This window comes from Bradyrhizobium sp. SMVTL-02, assembly GCF_051853005.1.
In the GTDB taxonomy this organism is placed as follows: Bacteria; Pseudomonadota; Alphaproteobacteria; order Rhizobiales; family Xanthobacteraceae; genus Bradyrhizobium.
Map to the genome: position 1 here is coordinate 6,805,505 of NZ_CP182469.1, position 26,996 is coordinate 6,832,500.

A 26,996-nucleotide genomic window follows, 5' to 3' on the forward strand; every position below is an offset into this window, starting at 1 on the left:
GCAAAACTCTGCGAAGTCTTCTGGCGTTCGCATGACCTGCCTGACCTGACGATCCGGACCCGCCAATGCCCTCTGTCTTCGAGACGTCCTCGACCGCCATTCCGATCACCTTCGTCACCAAGTCGAGCTGGGATGGGTTGCGTGAGTCGCTGCCGCCGGTCCAACGCCAGTTCGCGACCGCCAGCGCCTATTCCGCCAAGCCCGGCGGCTATCTCGCGCTGCCCGCATCCGATGGGACGATCACACAAGTCCTGTTCGGCCTTGAGGACGATGGGGCAAGGTCGCGCGACCTGTTCCGGCCGGGCGCCCTGCCCGGCCTGCTGCCGCCGGGGACCTATCGCTTCGCCAATTCACCGCACGATGCGCGGCTCGCCGCGCTCGCTTTTGCATTGGGGCGCTACCGCTTTTCCCGCTATCGCAAGGCCGATCGGCCCGAGGTCCGGCTGGTGCCGCCCGACGGCGTCGAGGTTGCCGAGATCGATCGCATCGCGGACGCTGCGATGCTGGCGCGCGACCTCATCAACACGCCCTCCAACGACATGGGCCCGGAGCAGCTCGCCGCAGCCGCACAAGCGCTCGCCGCCGAGTTCGGCGCGAGCTTTGCCTGCACCATCGGCGAGGATCTGAAGAGCAATTTCCCGCTGATCCATGCCGTCGGCATGGCCTCCGACCGCGCACCGCGGCTGATCGACATCGGCTGGGGCGATCCTGCCCATCCCAAGGTGACGCTGGTCGGCAAGGGCGTCTGCTTCGACACCGGCGGGCTCGACCTCAAGCCGTCGAGCGGCATGCTGATCATGAAGAAGGACATGGGCGGCGCCGCGAACGTGCTGGCGCTGGCGCGCATGGTGATGGACGCGAAGCTGAAGGTGCGGCTGCGTGTGCTCATCCCCGCGGTGGAAAATGCGGTCGCCGGCAACGCCTTCCGCCCCCTTGACATCTTTACCTCGCGCAAAGGGATCACGGTCGAAATCGGCAACACGGATGCGGAAGGCCGGCTCGTCCTCGCCGACGCATTGGCGCTGGCCGATGAGGAAAAACCCGACCTGCTGATCGATCTCGGCACGCTGACCGGTGCCGCGCGTGTCGCGCTGGGGCCGGATTTACCGCCCTTTTACACCAATGATGAGACGCTGGCCGCTGAGGTCGCGCGCTGCGCGGTAAAAGAGAACGATCCGTTGTGGCGCATGCCGCTGTGGCCGCCTTACGATGCTTGGCTGGATTCCAAGAGCGCCACCATCACCAACGCACCATCCGGCGGCTTCGCCGGCTCGATCACCTGCGCGCTGTTCCTGCAACGCTTCGTCGAGCACGCCGGCAGCTGGCTGCATGTCGACATCTATGGCTGGACGCCGTCGGCCAAGCCGGCGCGGCCCGAAGGCGGCGAGTGCCAGGCCGCGCGCGCCATCTACGCATTGCTGAGCGAGCGCTATGCGTGATCCAGGATACGACCCACGGCTGACGCCGGCGCGGGGTGACCTCGCCGCGAAATATCTCGAAGGCAGGGTCGAGGCGCAACGCTTCGTCGAGGGCGAAGAGTTCGAGGTGGTCGAGACGATCGCTTCCGTGCGCGAGCAGCCTTCCTCAGGCGCGATGCTGATGACCGAGGCGCTGCGCGGCGAGCGTGTCACGGTCTACGATCGCAACGGCGAGGGCTGGGCCTGGGGCCAGCTCAATGGCGATGGCTATGTCGGCTGGCTGCCCGATGCCGCGCTGATGAAGTCTACGGCTGCGCCGACGCACAAGGTCAGCGCGCTGCGGACGTTCGCGTTCCCCGGTCCTTCCATCAAGCTGCCGCCGACCTCCACGCTCGTACTGGACTCGAGAATTGCGGTCGCACGCGAGGAGGGCGGCTTCGCCGTCATGCACGATGGGACCTTCGTGCCGAAGACGCATCTCGTCCCGCTCGATCATCGCGAGCCGGATTTCGTTACCGTGGCCGAGCGCTTCGTCGGCACGCCCTATCTGTGGGGCGGCAAGAGCAACCTCGGCATCGATTGCTCAGGTCTGGTGCAGGTATCGCTAACGGCCGCGGGCATCGGCTGTCCGCGCGACAGCGACATGCAGCAGACCGGCCTCGGCCGCGCGCTGGAGCCGCGCGAGCGAAGCGGCTTGCTGCGCGGCGATCTGATCTTCTGGAAGGGCCATGTCGCGATCGTCCGCGATCCCGGCTCGATGGTTCACGCCAACGCGCACCACATGGCGACCGTCATCGAGCCGATCCAGCCGGCGATTGCGCGGATCAAGGCGGCCGGCAGCGAGGTCGTTGCGGTCAAGCGGCTGTAGGGCGTCACCACAACTTGCCGCGTCCGCTTTACTTTCGGGAGGCGATGTCGAAATCGATATGGCCGCAGATGTTGCCGTGCACCCTGCTATCGGCGGCTGCGGCACTCTAGTCTAGCGCAGATGCAGCCCCGAAGTCCGGTACGTTCCGCAACAAGCTCTCAGGGAACACGCGCAACATCATTAGGGCAAACCACCGCTCGAACGGCAGCCGGCTGATAGCACCTCGCGGCGCAGCTACGGAACAACGTTACAACTGAGAGATTCGCGGAACGAAACGCGTCGTCGATCTTTCTCTGGCTTTGGGAGGTCGAAGGTCCCATGAGTTCTCAAGCCAGAGAAGGCGCGTGTGCATTCGCGTGGCGGAACTATTTGCTGCTCCATAGCGGCATCAGCGAGAATGACAACAGGCGTTCCGCCCTCTACCGCTACGTCGCCAATCTTGGCGACGTCGGCGAAGATGACTTCGATCTCTTGCAAATAGCCGCGGTCGCTTATTTGAAGAAATTGGATGAACTGCATGACGACCAATGCGCGCGCCTCGCGGCAGACCAGGTTCTCGCCGAGCATTTAGGAGCACGCATTCACGACCAGAGGTGACTTGAGGCCATAACACCCAGAGCGAAGGAGCGAGTACGATGGCAGACAAGACCGCTACCACAAACGATCTCGCACGCGATCCACAACGGCGCGTCGCCGCAGCGACAGCAATCGGCATGAATGCCTTGAAGCCGATGATCCACTTTCAGGCCTCGATGCTGAGGATGTGGGCCGATACTATCGAGAAGTTCGCGGGCAATTACGAAAAGAAGCTGGAAGAAGCGGCGACCACCGTCGAGGAACGAGACAAGCAGCGCGCTGTGTAGATCAACCCGATCGGCAGGTGCAGACCCGCTTTGGCTACAAGCAGAAGCATCCCGGGGGACGCTCTACGCGCGCCCCCTGAATGACGAAACGTTACGTCGCCACCGAGCCGTTCCCTGCCGTCTCCAGTCGGAACGCGGCCGCGAACAGCGCGCGCGTGTAATCCGTCTTCGGATTCTTGAACAGCTCGGCGGCCTGGCCCTCCTCGACCACCTTGCCGCCGCGCATCACGATGAGATGGCTGGCGAGCGAGGCGACGACGCGCAAGTCGTGCGAGATGAACATGTAGGTGAGCTCGCGCTTGCGCTGGAGTTCGCGCAGCAGATCGACCATCTGCGCCTGAAACAGCATGTCGAGCGCGCTGGTCGGCTCGTCCAGCACCACGAAGTCGGGCTCCAGCACCACCGCCCGCGCGATACTGATGCGCTGGCGCTGGCCGCCGGAGAACTCATGCGGATAGCGGAAACGCGTATCCGGATTAAGCCCGACATCCTCGAGCGCCTTCACGACGCGCGCCTCGCGCTCTTCGCCCGACAGCTTCGGCTGATGGACCGAAAGACCTTCGGCGATGATGTCGGCGACCGACATGCGCGGGCTGAGCGAGCCGAACGGATCCTGAAACACGATCTGCATGTCGCGCCGGAACGGCCGCATCTCCTTGAAGCGCAGGCCCTGGATGTCCTTGCCGAGGAACACGATGCGGCCGTTCGAGGAGATCAGCCGCAGCAAGGCGAGCCCGAGCGTCGTTTTGCCGGAGCCGGATTCGCCGACGACTCCGAGCGTCTCGCCCTTGCGCACGGCGACGCTGACGCCGTCGACCGCCTTGATGTGACCGACCGTCTTGCGCATCAGACCGCGCTTGATCGGGAACCACACCTTCAGATCATCGGCCGACATCACCACCGGCGCGCTCGGCTGCGGCGGCGCCGGATCGGGCTTCGGCTCGGCCGCGAGCAGGTCGCGCGTATAGGGATGGCTCGGGCTCTTGAAGACCTGCTCGACCGGCCCCTGCTCGACGATCACGCCGCCCTTCATGACGCAGACGGTGTCGGCGATGCGGCGCACGATGCCGAGGTCGTGGGTGATGAAGAGCAGGCTCATGCCGAGCCGCGAACGGATCTCGGCGAGCAGCGCCAGGATCTGCGCCTGCACGGTGACGTCGAGCGCCGTGGTCGGCTCGTCCGCGATCAACAGGTCCGGCTCGTTGGCGAGCGCCATCGCGATCATCACGCGCTGCCGCTGGCCGCCGGAGAGCTGGTGCGGGTAGCTCTTCAGCCGCGTTTCGGGCTCGGAGATGCCGACCTGCGTCAGCAGCTCCAGGGTCCGCTTGCGCGCCTCGGCATTGCTGGTCGGATTGTGCAGCTGGATGATCTCGCCGATCTGCGCCTCGATCGTGTGCAACGGATTGAGCGAGGTCATCGGCTCCTGGAAGATGATGGAGATGTCGCTGCCTCGGATCTCCCGCATCTGCTGCTCGGACTGGTCGATCAGCTCCTGCCCCTTGAAGCGGATGCTGCCCGAGGGATGGGAGGCGTTCGGATAGGGCAGGAGCTTGAGGATCGACAGCGCGCTGACCGACTTGCCGGAGCCGGATTCGCCGACCAGCGCGACGCATTCGCCGCGCTTGATCTGGAACGAGACCTTGTCGACCGCCAGCGTGGAGGCACCGCCCTGGTGGAAGGCCACCGAGAGGTCGCGCACGCTGAGCAGGGGCTGGTTGATCGCGTCCATGGCCTTACCTGAACGTCTTGCGCGGATCGAAGGCGTCGCGCACGGCTTCGCCGATGAAGATCAGGAGCGACAGCATGATGGCGACCGAGAAGAAGCCGGAGAAGCCGAGCCACGGCGCCTGCACATTGGCCTTGGCCTGCGACAGCAATTCACCGAGCGAGGGCGATCCCGGCGGCAGGCCGAAGCCGAGGAAATCGAGCGCCGTCAGGGTCATCACCGAACTCGACACGATGAAGGGCAGGAACGTCATGGTCGCGACCATCGCGTTCGGCAGCAGGTGGCGGAACATGATGACCGGGTTGGAGACGCCGAGCGCCCGCGCCGCCTGGATGTATTCGAAATTGCGCCCGCGCAGGAATTCGGCCCGCACCAGACCGACCAGCGAGACCCAGGAGAACAGCAGCAGAATACCGAGCAGCACGAAGAAGCCGGGCACCAGCACCGAGGAAAGAATGAGGAGAAGGTAGAGCGAGGGAATTGCCGTCCAGATCTCGATGAAGCGCTGGAAGATGAGGTCGACCCGGCCGCCGAAATAGCCCTGCACCGCGCCCGCCGCGATGCCGACGACGGATGAGACGATGGTGAGGCAAAGACCGAACAGCACGGAGATGCGGAAGCCGTAGATCAGCCGCGCCACCACGTCACGCCCCTGATCGTCGGTGCCGAGCCAGTTGTATTCGAGGTCGCGGCAGCTCTTCAGACCCTTCTTCTCCACCACCGGCTGGCACTGCTTCTCCGTCAGCATCCAGGTCGGGGGCGACGGCGCCGGCGTCGGCAGGTCGAGATTGTGCGTATCGTATGAGTAACGGATCAGCGGCCAGACGATGGTGCCGCCCTTGTCCCTGATCAGCTTCTGCAAATAGGGATCGCGGTAGTCGGCCGCCGTCTCGAAATCGCCGCCGAAGGTCGTCTCCGAATAGGTCACGAAGGCCGGCCAATACAGGTGGCCGTCGAACTTGATCAGGAACGGCCGATCGTTGGCGATCAGCTCGGCAAACAGCGAGATGACGAACAGGATGATGAAGATCCAGAACGACCAGTAGCCCCGGCGGTTGGCCTTGAAGTTCTGCCACCGCCGCCTGTTCAGCGGTGATGGCGCGAACGGCTTGCGCGTGATCGGAACGGCGTCGCCAAGCGGCGACTTCGCTGTGGTCTCGATCGGCGTCGGCGCGGTGATCGTCATCAGACCTCCCGTGCCTCGAAATCGATCCGGGGGTCGATCCACATATAGGTCAGGTCGGAGATCAGGTTGATCACGAGTCCGACCAGCGAAAAGATGTAGAGCGTGCCGAACACCACGGGGTAGTCGCGGTTGAGCACGCTCTCGAAGCTGAGCAGCCCCAGCCCGTCCAGCGAGAAGATGGTCTCGATCAGGAGCGAGCCGGAAAAGAACGCGTGGATGAAGGTCCCGGGGAAGCCGGCGATCACGATCAACATCGCGTTGCGGAAGACGTGGCCGTATAGCACCCGGTTCTCGCTGCAGCCCTTGGCGCGCGCGGTCATGACGTATTGCTTGCGGATCTCGTCGAGGAACGAGTTCTTGGTCAGGAACGTCATGGTGGTGAACGCACCTAGCCCCATGGCGATCAGCGGCAGCGTCAGATGCCAGAAATAATCGATGATTTTCCAGTACCAGGGAAATTGCGACCAGCCGTCCGAGGTCAGTCCGCGCAGCGGAAACCAATTGAAGAACGAGCCGCCGGCAAACAGGATGATGAGAAGGATCGCGAACAGGAAGCCGGGAATCGCATAGCCGAGCACGAGCACGGTCGAGGTCCAGGTGTCGAACCGCGCGCCGTCGTTCACGGCCTTGCGAATGCCGAGCGGGATCGAGATCAGATAGGTCAGAAGTGTCAGCCAGAGGCCAAGCGAGATCGAGACCGGCAACTTCTCCTTGATGAGCTGCAGCACGCTGACGTCGCGAAAATAGCTCTTGCCGAAATCGAAACGGGCGAAATTCCACACCATCAGCAGGAAGCGTTCCGGCGCCGGCTTGTCGAAGCCGAACTGCACCTCCAGCTTCTTGATGAAATCAGGGTCGAGCCCCTGCGCGCCGCGATATTTGGAGTTGATGGCATCCCCGCCGGCGCCGACCTGCCCCGGAGCGCGCTGTGCAAAGTCACCGCCGCCCGAGATGCGCGAGGTGCCGCCGGTGTCGGCGCCCGAGAGCTGCGCGATGACGCGCTCGACCGGGCCGCCCGGCGCGAACTGCACCACGACGAAGGAGACAAAGAGGATCCCGAGCAGGGTCGGGATCATCAGGAGGAGACGGCGGGCGATATAGGCGCTCATGATTATTTCGCCTGCTCGAGCTTGGCCGCCTTGGCGGGTTCATACCACCAGATGTCGGGCGCACCGACGCCATTGGCGTAACGCGGCAGCTTTTGGGGGTGGCCGAACTGATCCCAATAAGCCAGCCGATGGGTCTTGTTATACCATTGTGGCACCCAATAGCGGCCAGCGCGGAACAACCGATCGAACGCACGGCAGGCGACGGTCAATTCCTCGCGGCTGTCGGCCGCCATGATCTTCTCGATCATGGCGTCGATGGCCGGGCTGGCGACGCCCGCGAGATTGTACGAGCCCTTGGTGTTCGCGACCTGCGACGAGAAGAACGCGCGCATGGCATCGCCCGGCGTCGCCGACATGCTGAAGCGCTGGATGGTCAGGTCGAAGTCGAAATCTTCCTGACGCGCCTTGTGCTGCACGGCGTCGACGACGCGCACGCTCGCCTCGATGCCGAGCGTGCCCAGATTCTTGATGTAAGGCGCGTGATGCGGCTGGAACGAGGGCTCGTCCAGCAGGAACTCGATCCTGAAGACTTCGCCGTTCGGCAGCACCCGCTTTCCGTCCTTGATGGGCACGCCGGCCTCATTCAACAGCTGCTGCGCCCTGCGCAGCAGGCTGCGATCCTGCCCGGAACCGTCCGAGACCGGCGGGGTGAACGGCGCCGCGAACACGTCGTCGGGAACCTGGCCGCGGAACGGCTCCAGCAGCTTCAGCTCTTCCGGCGACGGAGGCCCATTGCCGGCCATCAGGTCAGAGTTCTGGAACGGCGACACCGTACGGGCATAGGCTCCGTACATGATGGTCTTGTTGGTCCACTCGAAATCGAAGGCGTTGATCAGGGCCTCGCGCACGCGCGGATCCCTGAACTTGTCACGCCGCGTGTTGATGAACCAGCCCTGCGCACCGGACGGCGTATCGTCGGGCACGACCTCCATCTTGACCCGGCCGTCCTTCACGGCCGGAAAATCGTAACGCGTCGCCCAGATGCGGGACGTGAACTCCTCGCGGTAGAGATAGTTCTTGCCGGTAAAGCCCTCGAAAGCGACATCGCGATCGCGATAGAATTCGTAGCGCACGACATCGAAATTGTAGCTGCCGCGGCAAACCGGCAGATCGGCGGCCCACCAGTCCTTCACCCGCTCGTATTCGATGTAACGATTGACCTCGAACCTGCCGACCTTGTACGGACCGGAACCCAGCGGGATCTCCAGCGACGATTCGTCGAACGGACGGGACGCATAATACGCCTTCGAGAAGATGGGCAGGCCCGCGACATAGAGCGGCACGTCGCGCGCGCGTCCCCTGGCGAAGGTGACCACGAGCGTCGCATCGTCGAGAGCTTCCGCACTGACCATGTCGCGCATCTGCACGATGATCAGCGGATGTCCCTTTGTCTTAAGCGCCGTCAGCGAAAATGCCGCATCGTGGGCGGTGAGCTTGCTGCCGTCGTGGAATTTCGCCTCGGGCCGCATCGTGAAGCGGTAGACCAGCTTGTCCGCCGATACCTGCACGGATTTGGCAATCAGCCCGTACATCGCATCGGGCTCGTCGTTTGCCCGAACCATCAGCGGCGAAAACGTCATGTCCATGCCTTGCGCGCCGTCGCCTTTCAGGATGTAGGCATTGAGCGAGTTGAAGGTCTGGTAGGACTGATTGTAGGCGCGCACCGACGGGATCAGCGAGAAGGTGCCGCCCTTTGGCGCATCGAGGTTGACGTAATCGAAATGGTGGAAGTCGGCGGGATATTTGAGATCGCCGAAGGCGGAGATGCCGTGGGCTTCGGCCGGCCCTTCCGACGCCGCCGCGCCGCGCAACAAGGCGGCGCTGAGTGCACCGCCGGCACTTAAGGCCAGCACATGCCGGCGTGAAAGCTGCGCCATGCGGGGGATATCCTTCACGACTTCTTTGCGATCCGCGCCGCCTTGTCTGCGTCGTACCACCAGATGAACGGAAAGCCGGACTGACCGTATTTGGGCAGTTCCGCCGGCCGGCCGAAGCGATCCCATCGCGCGGTGCGCACCTTGTTGTAGGTCCATTGCGGCACGACGTAGTGGTTCCACAGCAGCACGCGATCCAGTGCCTTGGTGGCCGCGACGAGATCGTCGCGATCCCTGGCGTAGATCAACCGCTCGATCAGCTTGTCGACCGCCGGGTTCTTGATCCCCGCGATGTTGCGCGAGCCGGCAATGTCGGCCGACTTGGACGACCAGAACTCGCGCTGTTCGTTGCCCGGCGATTGCGACTCGCCCCAGGAGTTGGTGACGACGTCGAAATCCCACTCGCGCGTCCGGTTCTCGTATTGGGTCGGATCGACCGTCCGCACGCTGACGGCAATGCCGAGCCGCTCTAGCGACGGCTTGTAGAACAGCGTGACCCGTTCGAAGCTCGGATCCTGGTTCAGCAATTCGAGCGAGAATTGTGCGCCGGTCTTGACGTCGATCAGCTTGCGGTCGCGCACCTCGTAGCCGGCCTCCTTGAACAGGCGCAGCGCCTCGCGGAGATTGTCGCGCACGGCTTCGGGACTGCCGCCGACCGGATTGGTGTAGGCCGTCGTGAAGACTTCGGGCGGCACTTCGGCACGAACGGTCTCGAGGATTTCGAGCTCCTTGCCCTGCGGCACCCCGGTCGCCATGAGCTCGTCGATGCCGTCGAAATAGCTGCTGATGCGCTTGTACTGGCCGTAGAAGATCTGCTTGTTCATCTCCTCGAAGTCGAACGCGTAGTTGAGCGCACGACGCACGCGTGGATCGCTGAACTTGGCGCGGCGCAGGTTGGGGACGAAAGCCTGCATCACGCCGGAGCTGCGATTGGCGAACTCCTCGAGGATCACCCGCTTTTCGGCCACGGCCGGGAAGTCGTAGGCCGTCGCCCAGTTCTTGGCGCTGTTCTCGGTGCGCCAGTCGACCTGGTCGGCCTTGAAGGCCTCGATCGCCACGGTGGCGTCGCGGAAATATTCGTAGCGCAGCTCGTCGAAATTGTTGCGGCCGACGTTGACGGCGAGATCGCGCCCCCAATAATCCTTGACGCGCTCCAGCGCGATCGAGCGTCCGGCGACGAATTCCTTGACCTTGTAGGGGCCGGACCCGAGCGGCACTTCGAGCGTGGTCGCGGAGACATCGCGCTTGCGGCCCTGCGCGTCGGTCCCCTCCCACCAATGCTTCGGCAGAACCGTGAGCTGCCCCACGATCTGCGGCAATTCGCGATTGCCCGGCGCGTCGAACACGAACTTCACCTCGCGCTCGCCTACCTTCTCGGCCTTCACGACATGGCTGTAATAGGCCGAATACATCGGGTGATGCTTCTTGAAGGAATCGAGCGAGAAGATCACGTCCTCGACGGTGACGGGCTTGCCGTCGTGCCATTTGGCCTGCGGCCGCAAGCGATAGGTGACGAAGGAGAAATCGTCGGGGTGGCTGACGGCTTCGGCCAGCGCACCATATTCGGTCGAGACTTCGTCGAGCGCAGGGGTGAGCAGGGATTCGTAGATGAACGCGACCGCTCCGGAGACCTGGCCCTTCACCCCAGACACGACGATGTTGAAATTGTCGAACGTGCCGACGGCGATCTGGCGCGCGACGCCGCCCTTCGGGGCTTCCGGATTGACGTAGTCGAAGCGCTTGAAGTCGGCGGGGTACTTGACCTTGCCGAACAGCGACAGCGCATGACGCCAAGGCAACCCATTCGAGGGCAGCTCACTCGCCGACTGCCCCTGCGCGGCGCCGATGACGGGAACGCCCCCCACGGAACCGAGGGCGGGGAGCGCTGCGGCCGCAGTGCCGGTGAGCAGGAGATCGCGTCGGGTAATGGCCAAATCAACAGTCCTGTCTTGAAGGAGGCTACTCCTTTAAGGTCCCAATATAGGCGAGGTTTCGACGGAATATGTTGCTTTTTCCTCATCTTGGAAGGCCGGACGGCCTGTCGGATGCGGCCAAACGCCCCGATAACGAGCCCGCGAGGCCCGGATACGGAAACGGCCAGGCTTTTCAGCCTGGCCGCTCTTCCAAAATCGGTTCTTGAAGCCTTATTTCGACGCCGTCGGCAGCGGCTGCGGATGATCCGACAGCGAGTTCAGATAGGCGATGACGTCGGCGCGCTCGGAATCCTTCGGGATACCGGCGAAGCCCATCGCGGTGCCCGGAATGAACCCCTTCGGATTGGCGATGAACTTGTTGAGATCCTCGAAGGTCCAGGTGCCGCCCTTGCCCTTCATGGCGGCCGAGAAGTTGAAGCCGCGGCCCTCACCCTTCGGCTCGCCGACAACGCCATAGAGGTTCGGACCGACGCGATTCGGGCCGCCCTTTTCGAAGGTGTGGCAGGCGCCGCACTTCTTGGCGGCGGCCGCGCCCTTGTCGACGGAGGCGGTCTGGAGCAGCTTTTCAATCGGCTCGGAGGAAGCCGCGGCCCCGCCGCCTTCCTTGCCGTGGCCGGCGTCTTCCTTCACCGCGATTTCGAAGCCCGGCTTTTCCGGCATCTTGGGGGAGAACAGTGCCTGGGCGGTGAAGCTCGTCACCAGCAGGATGAGACAGGTGCCGAGCACGGCCCCGAGAATCTTGTTCAGTTCAAACGAGTCCATTTCCGGCCAGGCCCCACACCGCTGAGAAGGATTAAGCGGCCGAAGCGGCCGCCAGGACGAGCCTCGGGAGAATCAGAACGTTCCTTGTTGTTTCCCCGAGTTTTGCCACTGAGATATCGGTTTGCCCAGGGTCTGGCAACCCGTATAAGCGACCCGGCTTCGAACCGGTCCCCACCCCATTTCTCGGCGCGGAAAACGCTCCATTTCCAGGCCCTTGAACCCAGGCCCTTGAACCAATGATCGATCCCCGCATCCTGGTGCTGATCCCGGCCCGCATGGCCGCTACCCGCCTGCCCGGCAAGCCGCTCGCCGACATCGCGGGCCTGCCGATGATCGTGCATGTGCTGCGCCGTGCGGAGGCCGCCGGCATCGGCCGGGTCGCGGTCGCCACCGACACGGACGAGATCGCCTCGGTCGTGACGGCCCATGGCGGGGAGGCGGTGATGACCCGCGCCGAACACCCCTCCGGCTCGGACCGCATCCACGAGGCCATGCTGAAGCTCGACCCCGAGGGCAAGGCCGAGATCGTGATCAACCTGCAGGGCGATTTCCCGACCATTACGCCGCAGACCATCCGCGAGGTGCTGCCGCCGTTTGATGACCCCGCGGTCGACATCGTGACGCTGGCTTCGCAGATCCACACCGAGGAGGAGGACCTCGCGCCGAGCGTGGTGAAAGCGATCGGCTCGCCGATCGGGCCGAAGCGGTTGCGGGCACTTTATTTCACCCGCGCCACCGCCCCTTACGGCGACGGACCGCGATACCACCATATCGGTCTTTATGCCTATCGCCGCACCGCGCTGGAGCGGTTCGTGTCGCTGCCGCCCTCGCCCCTCGAAAAACAGGAAAGCCTGGAGCAGCTTCGGGCGGTCGAGGCCGGCATGCGCATCGACATCATGATCGTCGACAGCGTGCCCCGCGGCGTCGACACGCCGCCCGATCTCGAAACCGCGCGCAGCATCCTTTCCAAATCCTGAGCCGCTGCTACAAGGCCGATCAGGAGCACTGCGAGACATGAGCAAGATGAAGATCGCATTCCAGGGCGAACCCGGAGCCAACTCCCACATCGCCATCGTCGAGGCCTATCCCGACGCCGAGCCGATGCCCTGCGCCACTTTTGAAGACGCGCTGTCGGCGATCTCGTCCGGCGAGGCCGATCTCGGCATGATTCCGATCGAGAATTCGGTCGCCGGCCGCGTCGCCGACATTCACCACCTCTTGCCGGCTTCCGGCCTGTTCATCATCGGCGAATGGTTCCTGCCGGTCCGGCATCAGTTGATGGCGGTGAAGGGAACCAGGATCGAGGACATCAAGAGCGTCGAGAGCCATGTGCACGCGCTCGGCCAGTGCCGGCGCATCATCCGCAAGCTCGGCATCAAGCCCATCGTACACGCCGACACCGCCGGCAGCGCCCGCGACATCTCCGAGCGCAAGAACAAGACCGTCGCCGCGATCGCCTCGCGTCTCGCCGCCAAGATCTATGGCCTCGACATCCTTGCCGAGGACATCGAGGACGAGGCCCACAACACCACGCGCTTCGTGATGCTGGCCCGCGAGCCGAAATGGGCCGCGCAAGGGTCCGGCCCGCTGGTCACCACTTTTGTATTTCGCGTGCGCAACCTGCCCGCCGCGCTCTACAAGGCGCTCGGCGGCTTTGCCACCAACGGCGTCAACATGACCAAACTCGAAAGCTACATGGTCGACGGCAATTTCTTCGCCACGCAGTTTTACGCCGATGTCGACGGCCACCCCGAGGACAAGGGCCTGGCGTTCGCGATCGAGGAGTTGAAATTCTTCTCGCGCGAGTTTCGTATCGTCGGCGTGTATCCAGGCCACCCGTTCCGCGCGACGTTCAGCGAGACGCAGGATTGATCTGCCACCCTCCCCTGGAGGGTAAGCTATGCCGTCGCTCTAAGCCCGAACGCCTCCGCCAGCAGCGAATACGACTTCTTGCGCGCTTCGTGGTCGTACACGGCGGTGATCACCATCAGTTCGTCCGGTTTGCTGGCGTCGATCAGCGGCTGCAGCTTCTGCTGCACCGTCGCGGGATCGCCGACGAACAGGCGCGAACGGTTGCGGGCGATCGAGATCCGCTCGGAATCCGTATAAGGATAAGCCAGCGCCTCCTCGACGCTTGGCAGCGGCAGATATTGGCCGCGGTCGCGGCGCAGGCGATTGAGGTCGAAGGATGTCGCGAGCTTTTCGGCCTCCTCGTCCGTATCAGCCGTAATGACGGCGACCGCGAGGATCGCATGCGGGCTCGGACGCCAGGCCGATGGTTGGAAGCGGTTGCGGTAATGCACCATCGCATCGATCGCATCGTGGGACGCAAAGTGATGCGCGAAGGCGAAGCCCATCCCGACTTGCGCGGCAAGCTCCGACGAATAATCACTGGAGCCGAGCAGCCAGATCGGCGGCAGGGCGGTGTCGTCGGGCATCGCCACGACGTTGTTATAGGGGTGGCCTGCGGGGAATTCGCGGGTCTGCCACAGGATCAGTTCGTGGAGCCGCTCCAGGAAATCGTCGCCCTCGCGGCGGTCGAGCCGGCTGCGCAGCGCGTAGGCCGTGGCACCATCAGTGCCGGGCGCCCGGCCGAGGCCGAGATCGATGCGGCCGGGAAACAGCGCCTCCAGCATCTTGAAGCGCTCGGCCACGGCAAGCGGCGCATGGTTGGGCAGCATCACACCACCTGAGCCGACGCGGATATGCTTCGTCACGGCCGCGATCTGCCCGATCATCACGTCGGGCGCCGGGCTCGCGACCGAGGCCAGGTTGTGATGCTCGGCGAGCCAGTAGCGGACATAGCCGAGACCATCGACGTGGCGCGCCAGGTCGATGCTGTTGCGCAGCGCCGCGGCAGGCTTTGTGCCTGTGGTGACGACGGAGAGGTCGAGGACTGAGAGCGGGATCATGGCGCGTTAACGTAGTGAACGGCCGCGCTGCGGCAATGGGCAGACAGCGCAGATCTGGCGTGTGAGAGCCGCGGCTGCGACCGGCGACGCTGCCATCATTGGGACAAGAACGGCGGCAGTTACAACAACTTCAACCTGCCCACCCAAATTCGAGCGACATAGTGCGTCTCTAAATCGAATTAAGTGCATGAATATAATATGGGATGCAGATACTGGGCCAAAATCCCACATCAGCTTCGAGGCAGCATAAAATACCACTTCCATCAGCGATAGTGGGCTACTTCCCACCGTGGATGGGCTGTCGGCCAGACTGCCTTTGTCCTATCTTGGGCGCTTCCAAACTAGAAACGACGGCCGGCCGGGAAGACCTGGCGGGACCTTTGAGCGAGTGGTGGCATGACTGACCTGACGACGCCTGCAACAGCCGATCGGCAAGACGGGCACCTGAAGCGGCCAGCGATCTCCTTCGAGTTCTTTCCGCCCAAGACCGAGGAGATGGAGCGCAATCTCTGGGAGACCATCAACCGGCTGGCTCCGCTCGATCCGAAATTCGTTTCGGTGACCTATGGCGCCGGCGGCTCGACCCGCGAGCGCACCCATTCCACCATCTCCCGCATCCTCAAGGAAACTGCGCTGCTGCCGGCTGCGCATCTGACCTGCGTCGGCGCCTCGCGCGGCGAGATCGACGAGATCGTCGACCGCTATCACGAGGTCGGCGTCCGTCACATCGTGGCCTTGCGGGGCGATCCCGCCGGCGGCATCGGCACACCCTATTACAGCCATCCCGACGGCTATCAGAGCTCTCCCGACCTCATCGCCGGCATCAAGAAGCGGCACGCGGATATCGAAGTGTCCGTCTCGGCCTATCCCGAGAAGCACCCCGAGGCCCGCGACTTCGACGCCGATATCGACACGCTTCAGGCAAAAGTCGATGCCGGTGCGACGCGCGCGATCACCCAGGTGTTCTTCGACAACGATCTCTACTTCCGTTATCTCGACCGTGTCCGCGCGCGCGGTATCGACATCCCGATCGTGCCGGGCATCATGCCCATGCACAATTTCAAGCAGGCCCGCAATTTCGTGACGCGTGCGGGCACCACCGTGCCCGACTGGTTCGCCGCGAAATTCGAAGGCCTCGATGAGGATGCCGAGACCCGCAAGCTGGTCGCCGCGACGGTTGCGGCCGGCCAGGTGCAGAAGCTGGCCAAGCACGGCGTGGATACCTTCCACTTCTACACCATGAACCGCGCCGATCTCGTGTTCGCGATCAGCCATTTGCTCGGCATTCGCGCCAAGAGCGCCCGGAAGGCTGCGTAAGAGAAAATGACCGCACCCGTTTCCGCCAAGCGAACTGCCCTGCTGAACGCCGCGCGCGAGCGCATCCTCGTGCTTGACGGCGCCATGGGCACGATGATCCAGAACCTGCAGTTCGACGAGAAAGCCTTCCGCGGCGCGCGCTTCAAGAACTTCCATCGCGACCTGCGCGGCAACAATGATCTTCTGATCCTGACCCAGCCGCAGGCGATCGAGGACATCCACGCCGCCTATTTGCGCGCCGGTGCCGACATCGTCGCGACCAACACGTTCTCGACGACGTCCATCGCACAGGCCGATTACGACCTCACCGACATCGTCTACGAGATGGCGCGCGAAGGCGCCCGCCTCGCCGGCAACGCCGCCCGGCGCGTCGCAGCCGAGGACGGCAAGCCGCGCTTCGTCGCCGGTGCCATCGGCCCGACCAACCGCACCGCCTCGATCTCCCCCGATGTTTCCAATCCGGGCTATCGCGCCGTCACCTTCGACGATCTGCGCAAATCCTATGGCGAGCAGATCCGCGGCCTGATCGACGGCGGCGTCGACCTCTTGCTGGTCGAGACCATCTTCGACACGCTGAACGCCAAGGCGGCGCTCTATGCCATCGCCGAGATCACCGAAGAGCTCGGCATCGATATGCCGGTGATGGTCTCGGGCACCATCACCGACAAGTCCGGCCGCCTGCTGTCGGGTCAGATGCCGGAAGCGTTCTGGAATTCGGTGCGGCACGCAAAGCCCATCACCATCGGCTTCAACTGCGCGCTCGGCGCGGAAGATCTGCGCGCTCATATCGCCGATATCGGCCGCGTTGCCGACACGCTTGTGTGCGCCTATCCGAACGCCGGCCTGCCCAACGAGTTCGGCCAGTATGACGAGACGCCGGAGTACATGGCACGCGTGGTCGGCGAGTTCGCGCGGGACGGCCTCGTCAACATCGTCGGCGGCTGCTGCGGCACCACCCCGGACCATATCGCGGCGATCGCGGCGGCCGTCGCCCCGCACAAGCCGCGCATCGTGCCGGAGATCGAACCGCGCCTGCGGCTGTCCGGCCTCGAGCCGTTCGTGCTGACGGATGCCATTCCCTTCGTCAATGTCGGCGAGCGCACCAACGTCACGGGATCGGCCCGCTTCCGCAAGCTGATCACCGCCGGCGACTACACCGCCGCGCTCCAGGTCGCGCGCGACCAGGTCGAGAACGGCGCGCAGATCATCGACGTCAACATGGACGAGGGCCTGCTCGACTCCGAGGCCGCCATGGTGACGTTCCTCAACCTCGTCGCCGCCGAGCCCGACATCGCCCGCGTCCCCGTCATGGTGGACTCCTCGAAATTCTCGGTGATCGAAGCCGGCCTGAAATGCGTGCAGGGCAAGCCGGTCGTCAACTCGATCTCGATGAAGGAAGGCGAGGAGAAGTTCATCCACGAGGCGAAGATCGCGCGGCGCCACGGCGCGGCCGTGGTGGTGATGGCGTTCGACGAGGCCGGCCAGGCCGACACCTTCGCGCGCAAGACCGAGATCTGCAAGCGCGCCTACGACATCCTGGTGAACAAGGTCGGCTTCCCGCCTGAAGACATCATCTTCGATCCGAACATTTTCGCGATCGCGACCGGCATCGAGGAGCACAACAATTACGGCGTCGATTTCATCGAGGCGACGCGCTGGATCCGCAAGAACCTGCCTGGCGCGCATATTTCGGGCGGCGTCTCCAACCTTTCGTTCTCGTTCCGCGGCAACGAGCCGGTGCGCGAGGCCATGCACTCGGTGTTCCTGTATCACGCCATCAAGGCCGGCATGGACATGGGCATCGTCAACGCCGGGCAGATGATCGTCTATGACGACATCGATCCCGAGCTGCGCCAAACCTGCGAGGATGTCGTCCTCAACCGCGATCCCGGCGCCTCCGAGCGCCTGCTGGCGCTCGCCGAGAAATTCCGCGGCAAGAAGACCGAAAGCAAGGAAGCCGATCTCGCCTGGCGCGAATGGCCGGTGGAGAAGCGGCTGTCGCATTCGCTGGTGCACGGCATCACCGAGTTCATCGAGCAGGACACCGAAGAAGCCCGCAAGAACTCCTCGCGTCCGCTCGACGTGATCGAGGGACCGCTGATGGCCGGCATGAACGTGGTCGGCGACCTCTTTGGCGACGGCAGGATGTTCCTGCCACAGGTGGTGAAGTCCGCGCGCGTCATGAAGCAGGCCGTTGCCTACCTCATGCCGTTCATGGAGGAGGAGAAGGCGCGCAACCTCGCCAGCGGCATCGCCACCGAGGGCTCCTCGTCCGCCGGCAAGATCGTGCTCGCGACGGTGAAGGGCGACGTCCACGACATCGGCAAGAACATCGTCGGCATCGTGCTCCAGTGCAATAATTTCGAGGTCATCGACCTCGGCGTGATGGTGCCGGCCGCCAAGATCGTCGAGACGGTGAAGGCCGAGAAGGCCGACATCGTCGGGCTATCAGGCCTGATCACGCCTTCGCTCGACGAGATGGCGTTCTTCGCCGGCGAGTTGCAGCGCGAGGGACTGAAGCTGCCGCTGCTGATCGGCGGCGCCACCACGAGCCGTGTGCATACGGCGGTGAAGATCGACCCGAGCTATCGCGCCGGCCCTGTCGTGCACGTCAACGACGCCAGCCGCGCCGTCGGCGTCGCCTCCTCGCTGCTCTCGCCCGAGAAGCGCGAGGCCTACGCCGCCGAGGTCCGCGCCGAATACGCTAAGATCTCGGAAGCGCATCTGCGCGCGCAGGCCGACAAGAAGCGGCTGAAGCTCGCAGATGCCCGCGCCAACCGCGTGCCGGTCGACTTCGCCAGGAACAAGCCGGTGAAACCGACCTTCCTCGGGACCCGCAGCTTCGACGCATACGATCTCGCCGAGCTCGTGCCGTATATCGACTGGACGCCGTTCTTCCAGACCTGGGAGCTCGCCGGCCGTTTCCCCGCTGTTCTCGAAGATGCCAAGGTCGGCGAGGTCGCGCGCTCGCTCTATGACGATGCGCGCAAGATGCTCGATACCATCGTCGAGGAGAAATGGTTCCGGGCCCGCGCGACGATCGGCTTCTGGCCGGCGAATGCGCAAGGCGATGACATCGTGCTCTATGCCGACGAGAGCCGCACCAAGAGCATCGCGACGCTGCACACGCTGCGCCAGCAGCTCGAGAAGCGCGAGGGCCGCTTCAACGCGGCGCTCGCCGACTTCATCGCGCCCGCCGGCGTGGCCGACTATGTCGGTGGCTTCGTCGTCACCGCAGGCATCGGCGAGGATGCCGTCGCCGACCGCTTCAAGATGGCCAATGACGACTACTCCTCGATCCTGTGCAAGGCGCTGGCCGATCGCCTCGCGGAGGCCTTCGCCGAGCGCATGCATGCCCGCGTGCGCCGCGAGTTCTGGGCCTACGCGCCGGACGAGGCGCTCTCCAACGACGAGCTGATCCTCGAAAAGTATCAGGGCATCCGTCCTGCGCCCGGCTATCCCGCGCAGCCCGATCACACCGAGAAGGCGACGTTGTTCGAGCTGCTCGATGCGGAAGCGACCGCCGGCGTGAAGCTGACCGAGAGCTTTGCGATGTGGCCGGGCTCTTCCGTGTCCGGGCTCTATTTCGCGAGCCCTGAGAGCTATTATTTCGGCGTGGGCAAGATCGAGCGCGATCAGGTCGAGGACTATGCGGCGCGCAAGGGCATGACGGTGGCGGAAGCCGAGCGCTGGCTCGCGCCGGTGCTCAACTACATCCCGTCGCAACAGGACAAGGCCTTCGCGGCGACGCCGGCGAACGACGAGGCGTCGAACGACCTCGCCTCGCATCCGCCGGGCTGCACCTGCGCGGTGCATCTGGTCTGGCAGAAGAAGCGCGCAGGCGCGGGGTAAGTCTCGCTCCAAAACAAAATGCGAAAACAACCCCATGCACAGTAGGATGGGGTTGAAGGGATAGAAGAATTTCGGTCTTGCCTAATTTCGTTGCGGCGTCGGGCAAAACAGGGGTATTCTTCCATCATCAGCAGCTGTGGCCGTCCGACACGCTCGCCAGGCCAGCGCTGTCATTCCGAGGCGCGCCTCTTAGCGCGAGCCTCCCGCTGCACGATGGATTCCGGGTTCGCGCTACGCGCGCCCCGGAATGACAGACGACCTCACCCCTTCGGCGGGGCCAGCGGCTGCACGATCTCCTGGAACGGCGCCAGCGCCTCGCAACGCTCGGCGTGCGCGCTGAGCGCCGGATAGCGTGCGGCATCGAACAGAGGCGGATGTGCCTCGCGGGTGAAGCGCACGACGCAGGCGACCGCGATGTCGGCGTGGCCGATGCGATCGCCGAGCCAGTAGGGCGTCGTCACCCTGGCCCGCTCGGCCTCCAATACGCCGAGGACGTCCGCGATCTGCGCCTGGCAGCGCTCGACCCACAGCGCAAGCTGCTCCTTCCGCAGCACGCGCTCGTAGAGCAGGCTCACCGCCTTGTCGCCGAGGCCGGAGGCGAGCGCGCAGATACGCAGATGCTTGCGCCGCTCTGCGCCGCTGCGCGGCAGCATCGCCTTCCCCTCGCCGACGAGCTCATCGAGATAGTCCAGGATGATCGTGCTCTCGATCAGCGCCTCGCCGTCGTCGAGCACCAGGGTCGGCACGCGGCGCAGCGGGTTATACGGCGCGATCTTGTTGGCATCGCCGAAGGTCGACCACGGCCTGTGCTCGAAAGCGAGCCCGTAAAGCCGCAGCGCAATCGCAACGCGGCGAACGAAGGGGGAGTCGTATTGGCCGATCAGGAACATGGTTCGCGCTCTTGTCAGTCGTGGGAGATGGCGAGGCCGTCCAGTTCATCGCCAATGCGGGCCTGCCGCAACAGATATCTTGGAAGAAGAGCGTTGCGGATCCCGCAACAAAGCGCAGTCAATGCTCAGATACCACGCTCCGTCATTGCGAGTGCAGCGAAGCAATCCAGAATCCTTCCGCGGAAAGACTCTGGATTGCTTCGTCGCAAGGGCTCCTCGCAATGACGTTGGGGAGGCAGCCGGGCTACTCGATGATCGGCACCTGCTTCGCCGCATCGCGCGGCGCCGTGCCGTCGAGGCGCGGATCGTCGGCGATCTCGACCTGGCGGCGGAAAGGGCGGAAGCCGGAGCGCTGGTAGAATGCGATGGCGGAGGGATGATCGAAGGTGCAGGTATGGCCCCAGACGCGGCGGACATCGCGTGACCACGCGAGCTCCAGTGCGCGGTTCATCAGGAAGCGGGCGGCGCCGGTGCCGATCAAGCCGGCGGTGACGCCGAAATAGACCAGCTCGCATTGGCCGGGTTCGCGGAAGTCCAGCTCCAGCAGGCCTTCGTCGCGGCCTTCCACGGCCAGTGCATAGACTTCGATTCCCGGCGCGTGGATGATTGCGGCGAGCTCCGTGTCGCTCATGCGTGCGCGCGAGAACCACAGCCATTCCTCGCCGACGCGGCGGTAGAGGTCGCGATACCAAGCGGGCGCGGGGGCATCGACCTTGCGCAGGGTCCAGGTGCCTGGCGGATCGTCCCGACGCACGGGAGGTGCGTTCATCTCGAGATGCGTGACGACGGCGGCGATCTTGCCTGTGGGGACGTCGGAATAGCCGTCGGGGAGGATCATTCTTGGTTGCTTCTTTCGTTATAGGCGAGCGGGCGGCGCCGTTTGAGGCACCACAGCAGCGACACTCCGTCATTGCGAGCCACCGGTCCGCAAAGCGTGGCCCGATGACAGGCTCCGCGAAGCAATCCAGGATTTTTCCGCAGAGGCGGTCTGGATTGCTTCGTCGCAGAGCTCCTCGCAATGACGACGTGGAGGCAGTTGAGCGAGGCTGTACCTACGCCTACCCCTCCCCCTCGTCGCTCGCGAGCACGCCCTTCACCGCCCTTGCCCAGCCGGCGAGCTTTCGCTCGCGCGTCGCCTCGCTCATGTTCGGCTTGAAGCGGTGCTCGAGGCGCCAGTTGTCGGCGAACCTGGTCGGCTCGGGGTAGACGCCCGCATTGAGGCCGGCCAGATAGGCGGCGCCGAGCGCCGTGGTCTCCTGGATCACGGGCCGGTCGACCGGGGCGTTGAGGAGATCGGCGAGGCGCTGCATGGTCCAGTCGGACGCCGTCATGCCGCCGTCGACGCGGAGCACGACGCTGGCCGTTTCCGAACTTGGCCAGTCCGCGCGCATGGCGGCCCAGAGGTCAAAGGTCTGGTAGCAGACGCTTTCGAGCGCGGCGTGGGCGAGCTCGGCGGGGCCGGTGTTGCGGGTGAGGCCGAACAGCGCGCCGCGCACGCGCGGATTCCAGTAGGGCGCGCCCATGCCGACGAAGGCGGGGACGAGATAGACGCTCTGCATGGAGTCCGACTGGTCGGCGAGCGGACCGGTCTCGGCGGCATGCTTGATGATGCCGAGGCCGTCGCGCAACCACTGCACCGCCGAGCCGGCGACGAAGATCGAGCCTTCGAGCGCGTAAGTGCGTTTGCCATCGAGCTGGTAGGCGACGGTGGTGAGCAGCTTGTTCTTGGAGACAACGGGAGTCGTGCCGGTGTTGAGCAGCGCGAAACAGCCGGTGCCATAGGTGGACTTCATCATGCCCGGGCGGAAGCAGGCCTGGCCGATGGTCGCGGCCTGCTGGTCGCCGGCAATCCCGGAGATCGCGATCGCGCCGCCGAACAGGTCCGGCGTGCTCTCGCCGAAGCGTGCGGAAGAATCCTTCACCTCGGGGAGCATCGAGCGCGGCACGCCGATGATCTCCAGCAGCTCGTCGTCCCACTGGCCCGTGTGGATGTTGAACAGCAGCGTGCGCGAGGCATTGGTGGCGTCGGTGGCGTGCACCTTGCCGCCCGTGAGGCGCCAGAGCAGATAGCAATCGATGGTCCCGAACATCAGCTCGCCACGCGCGGCGCGGGCGCGGGCGCCGGGAACGTGGTCGAGGATCCAGGCGACCTTGGTGCCGGAGAAATAGGGGTCGATGATCAGGCCGGTCTTCTGGGAGATCACCGGCTCGTGGCCGTCGTGCTTCAGCTTGGCGCAGATGTCGGCGGTGCGGCGGTCCTGCCAGACGATGGCGCGGTGCACGGCCTGGCCCGTGGCGCGATCCCAAACCACGGTGGTCTCGCGCTGGTTGGTGATGCCGATCGCGGCGATGTCCTTTGCGCTGATGCCGGCATGCTCGATCGCCTCGCGGCAGACCATCACGGTCGAGGTCCAGATGTCCTCCGGCTCGTGCTCGACCCAGCCCGAGGCCGGAAAGTGCTGCGGAAACTCGGCCTGCGCCTTCGCCGCGATGGAAATATCGCCGCGAAACAGGATCGCGCGCGAGGAGGTGGTGCCCTGGTCGATGGCGAGGACGAAAGACATGGCGGCTTACCTTCACGTTTTTCTTGGCGTTTTCCCTGAGAGGATCATTGTGTCGCGGCAAAGGGAGCGGATTGGAGGCGGAAGGTCAAGGCCCGCCGCTGGTATCGCGGCGTTTGACAATGCACATTGCACCCGATCCGCGAGACTAAAGCGCGATGAGATTGGGATGGATGCTTTAGGTTGTTGTTTAAGCATGATCTTTTCAGAAGACCGCTGCACACTTTTCAGGATCATGCTCTAGAACGACGGGAGCGAAGATGGTACATCCCGGAGCGGTCCAGTCGGGGCGGCATGACATTCACTTCCTTCCAGTTCGGCGTCTTCGTCGCGATCGTGTTCGGCGCCTATTATCTGCCGCCTCTGCGCCGCTTTCAGGTCCAGCTGCTCGTGCTGGCGAGCCTGGTTTTCTATGGCTCGGGCCAGCCGGAGCTGCTGCCGCTGCTGCTGCTCGCCGTATTCGGAACATATGTCTGCCTGGTCCTGGCGTTCGACAATCGCACGGTGTGGACGCCTGCCGGAATCGCCTTCAATCTCGCCGTGCTGGCGTTCTTCAAGTACAAGCTGCTCTTCCTCGACACCGCCTCGGCTCATCTGACCGGCGTCGCGCCGCTGGATTTCCTGCTGCGACTACCGCTGCCGATCGGCATCTCGTTCTTCGTGTTCCACAACATCAGCCTGCTGGTCGATCTCACGCGGGAGAAGCGGCCGCCGCCGCTGCGGGACGTCTTCCTCTACATCATCTTCTTTCCGCAGCTCGTGTCCGGGCCGATCACGCGCGCCGGCCAGTTCATGCCGCAGATCGTGCCCAAGCGGCTCTCCGACGTCGACTTCGTGGAGGCGGCCAAATGGATCCTGACCGGATTCTTTTTCAAGCTCTACGTCGCCAACAATCTCAACGAGATGACGTCCTACATGGACTATCCGCTCTATGAGACGGTGCGGACGCAGGATCGCTGGCTGCTCGTCTTCCTGTACAGCTACCAGATCTACGCCGACTTCTTCGGCTATTCGGCGATCGCACTCGGCCTCGGGCTGCTGTTCGGATATCGCCTGCCTGTCAACTTCAACCTGCCCTACATCTCCGGGTCTTTCTCCGAGTTCTGGACGCGCTGGCACATCTCGCTGTCGACGTGGCTCAGGACCTATCTCTACATCCCGCTCGGCGGCAACAGGCATGGACCGGCCAGAACCTGCCTCAACCTGATGATCGTGATGACGCTCGGAGGGCTCTGGCACGGCGCCAGCCTGAGCTACGCGCTGTGGGGCATGCTGCACGGTCTCCTGCTCGTCATCGAGCGGCCCTTCCTGAAGGTGCTGGGCGAGGCCGGCGCCGTCGTGCGGGTCGTTCGCATCGGCATCGTCTTCCTGTGCGTGACGATGCTCTGGATCTTCTTCAAGCTGCCGAACTTCGACCACGCGCTGGCCTACCTGACGGGGATGTTCAAGCCGACGGACAATCCGAATCCGACGAAGCTGTTCTATAATCTCGCCCTGCTCTATGCCTTGCCCGTCATCATCCAGCATCTCGGCTTCGGGGCGCTGTTGGAGGGAAGGCTGCGGCGCTGGGAGCCTTATCTGTATGGTGCGCTCGCGGCGCTGGCCTATCTGGAGGCCGGGCCTGACGCTGCCTTCATTTACTTCCAGTTCTGACGATGCCGCAGGCCTCAAAGCTCCCATGGCTGATCAAATGCGCGGGCGTCGCGGCGGCGCTGCTGCTTGCCTGCGGCCTTGCCACGCCGCGTTTCGGCGCCACGCTGCAGCAGCCAGCCGTGACCACCCGCGACGGTAGGTTCATCGCGCTCAACCGCTATGTGCACGAGCCGGCGCCCGATATCGTGCTGGTCGGCAGCTCGCTCACCTGGCGTCTCAGGGAGGAGTATTTCTCGCTGCCCCGTATCCGCAATCTGGCGCTGGCGGGAGGCTCGCCGCTGACCGGCCTCGAGATCGTCGCAAGACAGCCAAACCTGCCGAAGATCGTCCTGATCGAGACCAACTTCCTCACGCGTGAGGCCGACGGCGCTCTGGTCGAAAGTTTTTCCGGCGGCGCGCCCGCCGATGTGCCGCTGCTGCGCCCGGTGCGGACGGCGATCGCAGCCTACGAGACGTGGAAGCACGGCCCGCCGAATCCCGCGCAGGCGCGCGCCGAGCAAGAACGCCTGCTGAGCCAGCCGCCTGATAACTTCGATAACAAGGCCTATCTCGACCGCGCGCTGGAACAGATGAACGGGATCGACCCCACCTTGTCGGCGCGCGCGAATGTGGCCATCATCAGACGGCTTACCGACGAGCTCCAGCGACGTGGGGCCCGCGTCTTTCTGATCGAAGTGCCATTCGCCGCGGAGATCGAGAACGCCCGCCCCGTCACCATCAGCAAGGCGATCGTCCACGACGCGTTCCCGGATCCAGAACTCTGGCTGCCGATCAATCCGCCAAGGAGCGAGTTGCGTTGGGCCGACGGCGTGCATCTGGACCAACGAAGCGGCCTGATCGTCGTACGTGCTATCGAGGTGGCTTTGGCCGAGCGCGACGGCATGCGCCAGCCGTGAGTGAACGGGCCGCGGTTAAACCGCCGCCGTCGTGACGCCGCCGTCGATGACGATGGTCTGGCCGGTCATGAAGCTCGAGGCATCCGAAGCAAGATAGGCCACGGCGCCTGCGATTTCGTCGGGTTCGCCGATACGGCGAAGCGGCGTGGTGGCGGTGCGGCGCTTGAGCAGGGCTTCGTCTTCCCAGAGCGCGCGGGCGAAATCGGTTTTGACGAGCCCGGGCGCGATGCAGTTGACGCGCACGCCTTTCGGGCCCCATTCGCCGGCGAGCGAACGGCACAGCGCGAAATCGGCGGCCTTGGAGATGCCATAGGCGCCGATGACGGTCGAGCCGCGCAGGCCACCGATCGAGGAGATGATGATCACCGAGCCGTTGCCGCGCTCGGCCATTTGCGGGATCGCGAGCGCGGAGAGCCAGATGTTGCTCTTCACGTTGGAGCCCATGATCTTGTCGAAGGCCTCATCGGTGATGTCCAACAGCGGGCCGTAATACGGATTGACCGCGGCGTTGCAGACGAGGATGTCGATCTTGCCGTAGTGCTTCGTGCTGCCTGCTATCAGCGCCTCGACCTCATTCCTGCGCGCGATGTTGCAGGGGATGACGACGGCGTCACCGCCGGCGGCATTGATGCGGTCGGCGACCTCCTTACAGGCGTCCGCCTTGCGCGAGGACACCACGACCTTTGCGCCGAGCTTGGCCAGCAGCTCGGCAGACGAACGGCCGATGCCGCGGCTGGAGCCGGTGACGACGGCGACCTTGCCGGTGAGATCGAATGGAGTGTTTTTCATTGTTGTCGGCCTCGCTACGTCCGCCTGTTCGTCATCGCCCCGGCCCGATCGTCACAAAGCCCGGCCGCGGCTTGACCGGGGCGTGGGCAAGACTGCGGAGAGTGTGGCGTGCGCCGCCCCGTCTGTCGAGAGCGGGCGACGCCGTGTTGCGGCCGCTCAGTTCTGATCGTCGCCGAGCGCCGCGACCAGCTTGTCGTAGTACTTGCCGACGAGATCGATGTTGCCCTTGTTCTCGATCGCCGGCGCCGGCGTCTTCAGCGCTTCATTGAGCTCGTCGAGGGCCTGCTTCTTTTCCTTGGCCGGCATCTTCTTGTCGGCCTGGACCTGCGCGATCTGCGCCTTGATGACGGCTTCGGTGCCGACATATTTCTTGGTCGCGGGATCGA

General features: G+C 64.3%; 22 protein-coding genes (1 of these 22 cut by a window edge). 10 read left to right on the top strand and 12 right to left on the bottom strand.

Translation table 11 applies throughout. The features are described from left to right. The first annotated feature begins 65 nt into the window (after positions 1 to 65). The 4 genes from ACNJYB_RS32535 (at position 66) to ACNJYB_RS32550 (ending at position 3,149) form a co-directional block, all read left to right on the top strand. Positions 66 to 1,439 carry a leucyl aminopeptidase family protein gene (locus ACNJYB_RS32535; protein WP_439370590.1) on the top strand — a complete coding sequence of 458 codons (1,374 nt, stop codon included), beginning with the start codon at positions 66 to 68 and terminating at the stop codon, positions 1,437 to 1,439. Then, positions 1,432 to 2,286: a C40 family peptidase gene (locus ACNJYB_RS32540; RefSeq protein ID WP_439370591.1), complete on the top strand. Its 855-nt coding sequence runs from the start codon at positions 1,432 to 1,434 to the stop codon at positions 2,284 to 2,286. The genes ACNJYB_RS32535 and ACNJYB_RS32540 overlap by 8 nt, the downstream gene beginning before the upstream one ends. A gap of 318 nt (positions 2,287 to 2,604) precedes the next feature. Then, entirely contained in the window at positions 2,605 to 2,883 is a 279-nt protein-coding gene (locus ACNJYB_RS32545) for a hypothetical protein (protein ID WP_439370592.1), read from the top strand. A 38-nt stretch (positions 2,884 to 2,921) separates the two neighbouring features. Beyond that, positions 2,922 to 3,149, top strand: coding sequence for a hypothetical protein (locus tag ACNJYB_RS32550; protein ID WP_439370594.1), 228 nt, complete (start codon positions 2,922 to 2,924; stop codon positions 3,147 to 3,149). A 91-nt stretch (positions 3,150 to 3,240) separates the two neighbouring features. Here the strand turns inward: ACNJYB_RS32550 and ACNJYB_RS32555 are convergent, their stop codons facing one another. The 6 genes from ACNJYB_RS32555 to ACNJYB_RS32580 all read right to left on the bottom strand — a co-directional run bounded on the left by ACNJYB_RS32555 (position 3,241) and on the right by ACNJYB_RS32580 (position 11,740). Then, positions 3,241 to 4,878, bottom strand: coding sequence for an ABC transporter ATP-binding protein (locus tag ACNJYB_RS32555; RefSeq protein WP_439370596.1), 1,638 nt, complete (start codon positions 4,876 to 4,878; stop codon positions 3,241 to 3,243). Positions 4,879 to 4,882: 4 nt separating this feature from the next. Further along, positions 4,883 to 6,061 carry an ABC transporter permease gene (locus ACNJYB_RS32560; protein ID WP_439370597.1) on the bottom strand — a complete coding sequence of 393 codons (1,179 nt, stop codon included), beginning with the start codon at positions 6,059 to 6,061 and terminating at the stop codon, positions 4,883 to 4,885. Further along, on the bottom strand, positions 6,061 to 7,170 hold the full coding sequence (locus tag ACNJYB_RS32565) for a microcin C ABC transporter permease YejB (RefSeq protein WP_439370598.1): 1,110 nt from the start codon (positions 7,168 to 7,170) through the stop codon (positions 6,061 to 6,063). The genes ACNJYB_RS32560 and ACNJYB_RS32565 overlap by 1 nt, the downstream gene beginning before the upstream one ends. 2 nt (positions 7,171 to 7,172) lie before the next feature. Next, entirely contained in the window at positions 7,173 to 9,047 is a 1,875-nt protein-coding gene (locus ACNJYB_RS32570; protein ID WP_439370600.1) for an extracellular solute-binding protein, read from the bottom strand. Positions 9,048 to 9,061: 14 nt separating this feature from the next. After that, positions 9,062 to 10,978, bottom strand: a complete 1,917-nt coding sequence (locus ACNJYB_RS32575; RefSeq protein WP_439370601.1) for an extracellular solute-binding protein — start codon at positions 10,976 to 10,978, stop codon at positions 9,062 to 9,064. A 210-nt stretch (positions 10,979 to 11,188) separates the two neighbouring features. Further along, a complete protein-coding gene (locus tag ACNJYB_RS32580) occupies positions 11,189 to 11,740 on the bottom strand; it encodes a c-type cytochrome (RefSeq protein ID WP_439370603.1) in 552 nt (183 codons plus the stop codon). Positions 11,741 to 11,976: 236 nt separating this feature from the next. On the opposite strand from ACNJYB_RS32580, the gene ACNJYB_RS32585 reads away from it, so the two are divergent. Then, positions 11,977 to 12,717 carry a 3-deoxy-manno-octulosonate cytidylyltransferase gene (locus ACNJYB_RS32585; RefSeq protein ID WP_439370604.1) on the top strand — a complete coding sequence of 247 codons (741 nt, stop codon included), beginning with the start codon at positions 11,977 to 11,979 and terminating at the stop codon, positions 12,715 to 12,717. 37 nt (positions 12,718 to 12,754) lie between these two features. Then, positions 12,755 to 13,612 (top strand): prephenate dehydratase, encoded by an 858-nt coding sequence (locus ACNJYB_RS32590; protein WP_439370606.1) that lies wholly within the window; start codon positions 12,755 to 12,757, stop codon positions 13,610 to 13,612. Positions 13,613 to 13,638: 26 nt separating this feature from the next. Here ACNJYB_RS32590 and ACNJYB_RS32595 read toward each other — a convergent pair whose 3' ends face one another. Next, positions 13,639 to 14,652, bottom strand: a complete 1,014-nt coding sequence (locus ACNJYB_RS32595; RefSeq protein ID WP_439370607.1) for an LLM class flavin-dependent oxidoreductase — start codon at positions 14,650 to 14,652, stop codon at positions 13,639 to 13,641. A gap of 396 nt (positions 14,653 to 15,048) precedes the next feature. On the opposite strand from ACNJYB_RS32595, the gene metF reads away from it, so the two are divergent. Both metF and metH read left to right on the top strand, forming a co-directional pair. After that, positions 15,049 to 15,969 (top strand): methylenetetrahydrofolate reductase [NAD(P)H], encoded by a 921-nt coding sequence (gene metF, locus ACNJYB_RS32600; protein WP_439370609.1) that lies wholly within the window; start codon positions 15,049 to 15,051, stop codon positions 15,967 to 15,969. A 6-nt stretch (positions 15,970 to 15,975) separates the two neighbouring features. After that, positions 15,976 to 19,821 carry a methionine synthase gene (gene metH / locus ACNJYB_RS32605; protein WP_439370610.1) on the top strand — a complete coding sequence of 1,282 codons (3,846 nt, stop codon included), beginning with the start codon at positions 15,976 to 15,978 and terminating at the stop codon, positions 19,819 to 19,821. A gap of 260 nt (positions 19,822 to 20,081) precedes the next feature. Here the strand turns inward: metH and ACNJYB_RS32610 are convergent, their stop codons facing one another. The 3 genes from ACNJYB_RS32610 to glpK form a co-directional block, all read right to left on the bottom strand. Then, positions 20,082 to 20,711: a glutathione S-transferase family protein gene (locus ACNJYB_RS32610; protein WP_439370611.1), complete on the bottom strand. Its 630-nt coding sequence runs from the start codon at positions 20,709 to 20,711 to the stop codon at positions 20,082 to 20,084. A gap of 244 nt (positions 20,712 to 20,955) precedes the next feature. After that, entirely contained in the window at positions 20,956 to 21,549 is a 594-nt protein-coding gene (locus ACNJYB_RS32615; RefSeq protein WP_439370613.1) for a GNAT family N-acetyltransferase, read from the bottom strand. A gap of 220 nt (positions 21,550 to 21,769) precedes the next feature. Further along, complete coding sequence (glpK, locus tag ACNJYB_RS32620) at positions 21,770 to 23,275, bottom strand: glycerol kinase GlpK (RefSeq protein WP_439370615.1); 1,506 nt, start codon at positions 23,273 to 23,275, stop codon at positions 21,770 to 21,772. Between the two features lie 291 nt (positions 23,276 to 23,566). On the opposite strand from glpK, the gene ACNJYB_RS32625 reads away from it, so the two are divergent. Both ACNJYB_RS32625 and ACNJYB_RS32630 read left to right on the top strand, forming a co-directional pair. Further along, entirely contained in the window at positions 23,567 to 24,925 is a 1,359-nt protein-coding gene (locus tag ACNJYB_RS32625; protein ID WP_439370616.1) for an MBOAT family O-acyltransferase, read from the top strand. A 119-nt stretch (positions 24,926 to 25,044) separates the two neighbouring features. After that, a complete protein-coding gene (locus ACNJYB_RS32630) occupies positions 25,045 to 25,821 on the top strand; it encodes a hypothetical protein (RefSeq protein WP_439370617.1) in 777 nt (258 codons plus the stop codon). Positions 25,822 to 25,836: 15 nt separating this feature from the next. On the opposite strand, the gene ACNJYB_RS32635 is transcribed toward ACNJYB_RS32630, so the two are convergent. Together ACNJYB_RS32635 and ACNJYB_RS32640 are read right to left on the bottom strand one after the other, a co-directional pair. Then, the gene (locus ACNJYB_RS32635; RefSeq protein WP_439370618.1) at positions 25,837 to 26,610 is read right to left on the bottom strand and encodes an SDR family NAD(P)-dependent oxidoreductase; all 774 of its coding nucleotides are present in this window, start codon (positions 26,608 to 26,610) and stop codon (positions 25,837 to 25,839) included. Between the two features lie 156 nt (positions 26,611 to 26,766). Beyond that, positions 26,767 to 26,996 carry the 3' end of a hypothetical protein gene (locus tag ACNJYB_RS32640; RefSeq protein WP_439370620.1) on the bottom strand. The gene runs 367 nt beyond the window's last position, so the window shows 230 of its 597 coding nt (coding positions 368-597); its start codon lies off the right edge, out of view; the stop codon is at positions 26,767 to 26,769.

Excerpts from the sequence above, each read along its gene's own strand:
- glpK (WP_439370615.1), bottom strand. The coding sequence starts at position 23,275 with ATGTCTTTCGTCCTCGCCATCGACCAGGGCACCACCTCCTCGCGCGCG.
- ACNJYB_RS32565 (WP_439370598.1), bottom strand. The coding sequence starts at position 7,170 with ATGAGCGCCTATATCGCCCGCCGTCTCCTCCTGATGATCCCGACCCTG.
- ACNJYB_RS32615 (WP_439370613.1), bottom strand. The coding sequence starts at position 21,549 with ATGATCCTCCCCGACGGCTATTCCGACGTCCCCACAGGCAAGATCGCC.
- ACNJYB_RS32545 (WP_439370592.1), top strand. The coding sequence starts at position 2,605 with ATGAGTTCTCAAGCCAGAGAAGGCGCGTGTGCATTCGCGTGGCGGAAC.
- ACNJYB_RS32550 (WP_439370594.1), top strand. The coding sequence starts at position 2,922 with ATGGCAGACAAGACCGCTACCACAAACGATCTCGCACGCGATCCACAA.
- metH (WP_439370610.1), top strand. The coding sequence starts at position 15,976 with ATGACCGCACCCGTTTCCGCCAAGCGAACTGCCCTGCTGAACGCCGCG.
- ACNJYB_RS32595 (WP_439370607.1), bottom strand. The coding sequence starts at position 14,652 with ATGATCCCGCTCTCAGTCCTCGACCTCTCCGTCGTCACCACAGGCACA.
- ACNJYB_RS32535 (WP_439370590.1), top strand. The coding sequence starts at position 66 with ATGCCCTCTGTCTTCGAGACGTCCTCGACCGCCATTCCGATCACCTTC.
- ACNJYB_RS32540 (WP_439370591.1), top strand. The coding sequence starts at position 1,432 with ATGCGTGATCCAGGATACGACCCACGGCTGACGCCGGCGCGGGGTGAC.
- ACNJYB_RS32570 (WP_439370600.1), bottom strand. The coding sequence starts at position 9,047 with ATGGCGCAGCTTTCACGCCGGCATGTGCTGGCCTTAAGTGCCGGCGGT.
- metF (WP_439370609.1), top strand. The coding sequence starts at position 15,049 with ATGACTGACCTGACGACGCCTGCAACAGCCGATCGGCAAGACGGGCAC.
- ACNJYB_RS32585 (WP_439370604.1), top strand. The coding sequence starts at position 11,977 with ATGATCGATCCCCGCATCCTGGTGCTGATCCCGGCCCGCATGGCCGCT.
- ACNJYB_RS32580 (WP_439370603.1), bottom strand. The coding sequence starts at position 11,740 with ATGGACTCGTTTGAACTGAACAAGATTCTCGGGGCCGTGCTCGGCACC.
- ACNJYB_RS32555 (WP_439370596.1), bottom strand. The coding sequence starts at position 4,878 with ATGGACGCGATCAACCAGCCCCTGCTCAGCGTGCGCGACCTCTCGGTG.
- ACNJYB_RS32625 (WP_439370616.1), top strand. The coding sequence starts at position 23,567 with ATGACATTCACTTCCTTCCAGTTCGGCGTCTTCGTCGCGATCGTGTTC.
- ACNJYB_RS32635 (WP_439370618.1), bottom strand. The coding sequence starts at position 26,610 with ATGAAAAACACTCCATTCGATCTCACCGGCAAGGTCGCCGTCGTCACC.
- ACNJYB_RS32590 (WP_439370606.1), top strand. The coding sequence starts at position 12,755 with ATGAGCAAGATGAAGATCGCATTCCAGGGCGAACCCGGAGCCAACTCC.
- ACNJYB_RS32560 (WP_439370597.1), bottom strand. The coding sequence starts at position 6,061 with ATGACGATCACCGCGCCGACGCCGATCGAGACCACAGCGAAGTCGCCG.
- ACNJYB_RS32610 (WP_439370611.1), bottom strand. The coding sequence starts at position 20,711 with ATGTTCCTGATCGGCCAATACGACTCCCCCTTCGTTCGCCGCGTTGCG.